4 protein-coding genes are annotated in these 4,848 nt (G+C 72.6%); all 4 read right to left on the reverse strand.

What is annotated here, in order from left to right; genetic code table 11:
• Positions 1–866 (reverse strand): Mur ligase family protein (locus SACPADRAFT_RS25625; protein WP_007026525.1); only part of this gene is annotated, 866 nt, incomplete at its 3' end.
• Between the two features lie 2 nt (positions 867–868).
• Entirely contained in the window at positions 869–1,954 is a 1,086-nt protein-coding gene (gene mraY / locus SACPADRAFT_RS0204660) for a phospho-N-acetylmuramoyl-pentapeptide-transferase (protein WP_007026524.1), read from the reverse strand.
• A gap of 70 nt (positions 1,955–2,024) precedes the next feature.
• Entirely contained in the window at positions 2,025–3,506 is a 1,482-nt protein-coding gene (locus tag SACPADRAFT_RS0204665; RefSeq protein WP_007026523.1) for a UDP-N-acetylmuramoyl-tripeptide--D-alanyl-D-alanine ligase, read from the reverse strand.
• Positions 3,503–4,848: UDP-N-acetylmuramoyl-L-alanyl-D-glutamate--2,6-diaminopimelate ligase (locus SACPADRAFT_RS25630; RefSeq protein ID WP_007026522.1), on the reverse strand; the 1,346-nt coding region annotated here is incomplete at its 5' end. The genes SACPADRAFT_RS0204665 and SACPADRAFT_RS25630, both read right to left, overlap by 4 nt.

Genomic DNA, 4,848 nt, shown 5'->3' on the forward strand with positions numbered 1-4,848 from the left:
TTGGCCACGTTGTGCGGCCCGGCGGGGCGGACGTCGGCGACGGGCCCCAGCTGCCCGGTGCCGCCCCCGTCGTCCACGAACGCGCGGTCGAGCAGGACACCACCGTCCACCCCGAGTTCCCCGGGCCCCGGGGCGTCGGAACCGTACGAGACGCGCCGCGCGTACGGGGCGGCGTCGCGTGCGGCCAGGGCGGCCGAGAAGGACTCGGCCCGGTCGTACACGACCGTGGCGGAGTTGCGGTGGATCCGCCCCTTGGCGGCGGCGTACTCGTCCATCCCCCCGTGCCAGTCCAGATGGTCCTCGGCCACGTTGAGCACCACGGAGGCCTCCGGCGCGAGGGTGTTCGACCAGTGCAGCTGGAAGCTGGACAGTTCGACCGCGAGGGTGTCGTACCCGGCGAGCACCGCGTCCAGCACGGCGAAGCCGACGTTGCCGCAGGCGACGGCCTCGACACCGCCCGCCCGCAGCATCGACTCCAGCATCGTCACCGTGGTGGTCTTGCCGTTCGTGCCGGTGACCGCGAGCCAGGTCGGCGGGTTCTCCCGCGCGCGCCCGAGCCGCCAGGCCAGTTCGACGTCCCCGATCACCTCGACCCCGGCCGCGGTGGCCGCGGTGAGCAGCGGGGCCGTGGGCCGCCAGCCGGGACTGGTCACGACCAGGTCGGTCCCCGCGGGGGGAACCTCCAGGCCCGGGGCGAACCGCACCCCGGAGTCGGCGAGGTCGTGCAACGCGGCCAGCCGGGCGGGGTCGCCGTCGGTGACGGTCACGTGGGCGCCCGCCGCCGCCAGCGCACCCGCCACGGACCGGCCGGTGACCCCGGCACCCGCGACGAGCACCGTCGCACCCGCGAGATCGGCACCGTGCATCGTCACCCGCCCCCGAGACCGAGCTGTTCACTGTAGAACAGGCCGAGGCCGAACATGCAGCAGATCGCCGCGAGCAGCCAGAACCGGATGATGACGGTGGTCTCCGCCCATCCGGCCAGCTCGAAGTGGTGGTGGAACGGCGCCATCCGGAAGAGCCGCTTGCGGGTGGTCCGGAAGATGGCGATCTGCAGCACCACCGACATCATCTCGACGACGAACAGACCCCCGATCACGATGGCGAGCAGCTCCGTGCGGGTCGTCATGGACAGACCCGCGATGAGACCGCCGAGCGCCAGCGACCCGGTGTCCCCCATGAAGATCTTCGCGGGGGCGGCGTTCCACCACAGGAAGCCCACGCAGGCGCCGGTCGCCGCCGCGGCGACGACCGCGAGATCCAGCGGGTCCCGTACGTTGTAGCAGCCGACCTGGTAGCCCTCCACGCAGCTCAGCCGCGCCTGCCAGAAGGAGATCACCACGTACGTGGCCAGCACCATGGCCCCGGCGCCGCCGGCGAGCCCGTCCAGACCGTCGGTGAAGTTCACCGCGTTGGACCACGCCGAGATCAGCAGGTAGCAGAACAGCATGAAGATCGGCAACGGGAACACGATCAGTTCGAGGTCCCGTGCGTAGGACAGGTTCTGCGAGGCCGGCGTCAGGCCGTTCACGTCCGGGAACTGCACCACCAGCACCGCGAAGCTGAGCGCCACCACGAGCTGGCCGACGAGCTTGGCCGTCTTGTTCAGCCCGAGGTTGCGTTGCTTCCGGATCTTGATGAAGTCGTCCAGGAACCCGACCAGGCCCAGGCCCACCGCGAGGTAGAGCACCAGCAGCCCGGAGGCGGTGGGACCGTCACTGGGCGAGTCGCGCCAGACATCCACCAGATGGGCGACGAAGTATCCGGCCACCAGTGCGACCAGGATGGCGACGCCCCCCATCGTGGGCGTGCCGCGTTTCGACCTGTGGCCCTGTGGCCCCTCCTCCCGGATCTCCTGGCCGAATCCCTGATAGGAGAACAGCCGGATCAGGTACGGGGTGAGCAGGATCGACACACCGAGCCCGACGGAGGCCGCGATCAAGATGCTGATCACGCTGTGTGCCTCCCGCTCGTCCCGCCGTCGATGGTCCGGCTCCGTTGCTCATGTCGTGATGTGTTCGGACTCACGCGCTACCGCCTTCTCCCAACAGCGCGTCGGCTACCCGCCACAGCTCGGCAACCTTCGAGGCCTTGACGAGGACGACGTCGTCCGGCCGGACCGTATCGCGCAGCAGCGCGACCGCCGCATCGGTGTCCGGCACCAGGACCGACTCCTCTCCCCAGGAACCCTCGTGACTCGCGCCGTGGTGCATGGCGGCAGCCTGCTCGCCGACCACGACGAGCCGGTTGATGTTGAGCCGGACGGCGAGCCGACCGATCTCGTCGTGCGCGGACACGCTATCGGCCCCCAGTTCGCCCATGACACCGAGGACCGCCCAAGATCGCCTTTCCGAGGTCATCGACGCCAGCGTCTTCAACGCGGCCCGCACCGACTCGGGGTTGGCGTTGTACGAGTCGTTCAGCACGGTGACCCCGTCGGCGGAGGTGGTGACCTCCATCCGCCGGGCCGACCGGCGGGTGGCGGCCCCGAGATCCGCAGCCACGTCGGGCACCGGGGAGCCCAGCTCCAGCGCGACCGCCGCGGCGGCGAGCGCGTTGGCGACGTGGTGCTCACCCACCAGGGACAGCCGCACCTCGGCCCGCTCGCCGCCCGCCACGAGGTCGAAGGTGGCCCGGGCGTGCTCGTCCAGCCGTACCCGTTCGGCGCGCACCGTGGCGTCCGGGCCCTCGCCGAACCCGACCACGCGGGCGCGGGTCCGCCCGGCCATCGCCGCCACGAGCGGGTCGTCGACGTTGAGCACCGCGACGCCGTCCTCCGGCAGCGCCTCCACCAGTTCGCCCTTCGTGCGGGCGATCCCCTCCTGGGAGCCGAACTCGCCGACGTGTGCGCTGCCGACGTTGAGCACCACCCCGATCCGGGGCGGCGCCACGGCGGCCAGCTCGGCGATGTGCCCGGGCCCGCGGGCCGAGAGTTCGAGGACGAGATGGCGGGTGTCGGCGTCGGCACGCAGCGCCGTCCACGGATGCCCCAGCTCGTTGTTGAACGAGCCGGGCGGGGCGACGGTGGGCCCCCTCGGTTCGAGCACCTGGGCGATCAGATCCTTGGTGGAGGTCTTGCCGGACGAGCCCGTCACCCCCACCACGTGCAGCCCCGTCCGGGAGCGCTCCGTCCGGGACAGTTCGGTCACCACGTGCCGGGCCAACGCGCCGAGCGCCGCGAGCACCGCCGCGCCCGAACCGTCGGTGTCCCCGGTCAGCGCGACGGACCGCTCGTGCGCCGTCCCCGACGGCGGTGCCGGGACGATCACCGAGGGCGCCTCCACCTCGCGGGCGGCGAGCACCCCCACCGCACCGCCCTCGGTGACGGCCGTCGCGGCATAGGCGTGCCCGTCGACCCGTTCGCCCGGCAGGGCGACGAACAGGCTCCCCGCGGTGAGCCTGCGGGAGTCGAACTCGACCGTGCCGGTCACGCGCTCGCTGCCGTCGGCGCGGTGCAGGCGGCCGCCCACCACCCGCGCGACCTCCGCGAGTGTCATCTCGATCATTCGGTTCCTCCGTCACCCCTCCGGCGGATCGCGGCCGCCAGCTCGCCGGTGTCCGAGAAGGGGTGCACCACCCCCGCGATCTCCTGCCCGGTCTCGTGCCCCTTGCCCGCCACGAGCACCACGTCACCCGGCCGGGCGCGGTCGACGGCGGCGGTGATGGCCTCCCGCCGGTCGCCGATCTCGCACACCTCGCCGCCCCGGCTCGGGCCGACGGCGCGGGCGCCGGCGAGCATGGCCTCCCGGATCGCCGCCGGGTCCTCACTGCGGGGGTTGTCGTCGGTGATGATCACCAGGTCGCTCCCGCGCGCCGCGGCCTCGCCCATCACCGGACGTTTCGCCGTGTCCCGGTCGCCCCCGCACCCGAGGACCGTGATGATCCGGCCGTCCGCGCGGGCGCGCAGGGCCCGCAGCGCCTGGGTGACGGCGGCCGGTTTGTGCGCGTAGTCCACCACGGCGGTGAACGGCTGTCCCACGGACACCCGCTCCATCCGGCCCGGCACCTCGACCGTGGCCAGTCCGGTGACGATGTCCGGCAGGGACACCCCCACACTGTCCAGCACCGCCGCCGCGAGGACCGCGTTGGCGACGTTGAACTCCCCCGGCAGCGGCAGCGTGGCCTTCGCGCTGCGCCCGTCCGGCCCGTGCAGCACGAACGCCTGCTCGCCGGTGGGGGTGAGCGTGATCCCGTCCGCGCGCCAGGAGGCGTCGACGCCCGGTTCGGTGGCGACCGTGACCGTCCCGGTATTCACCAGTGCCTGGCCCCACGCGGTGTCGGCCACCACGACCTCCTGCGTGGAGCGCCCGTCGAACAGCAACGACTTCGCGGCGAAGTAGTCCTCCATGTCGCGGTGGAAGTCGAGATGTTCCGGGGAGAGGTTGGTGAAGGCGCCGACCGTGAACCGGGTGCCGTTCACCCGGCCCAGCGCCAGCGCGTGGCTGGAGACCTCCATCGCCACATGCGTGACCCCCTGCTCCACCATGATCGCGAACAACGCCTGCAGATCGGGGGCTTCGGGGGTGGTGAAGGCGCTGGCCAGCCGCTCCGCGCCGAGCCGGGTCTCGACGGTGCCGACGAGACCGGTGTGGTGCCCGGCGGCGCGCAGTCCGGACTCGACGAGGTAGGCCGTGGTGGTCTTGCCCGACGTCCCGGTCACCCCGAGCACCGACAACCGCAGCGACGGCTCACCGTAGATCCACGCCGCCACGGACCCGAGGATCCCGCGCGGGTCGTCGTGCACCAGCACCGGCAGCCCGGCGTCGCGCACGGCGGGCCGGTCCGCCCCGTCCGCGTCGGTGAGCACGGCGACCGCACCGGCGGTCACCGCGTCGCCGACGAAGTCCG

Source organism: Saccharomonospora iraqiensis subsp. paurometabolica YIM 90007, assembly GCF_000231035.2.
Taxonomy (GTDB): domain Bacteria; phylum Actinomycetota; class Actinomycetes; order Mycobacteriales; family Pseudonocardiaceae; genus Saccharomonospora; species Saccharomonospora paurometabolica.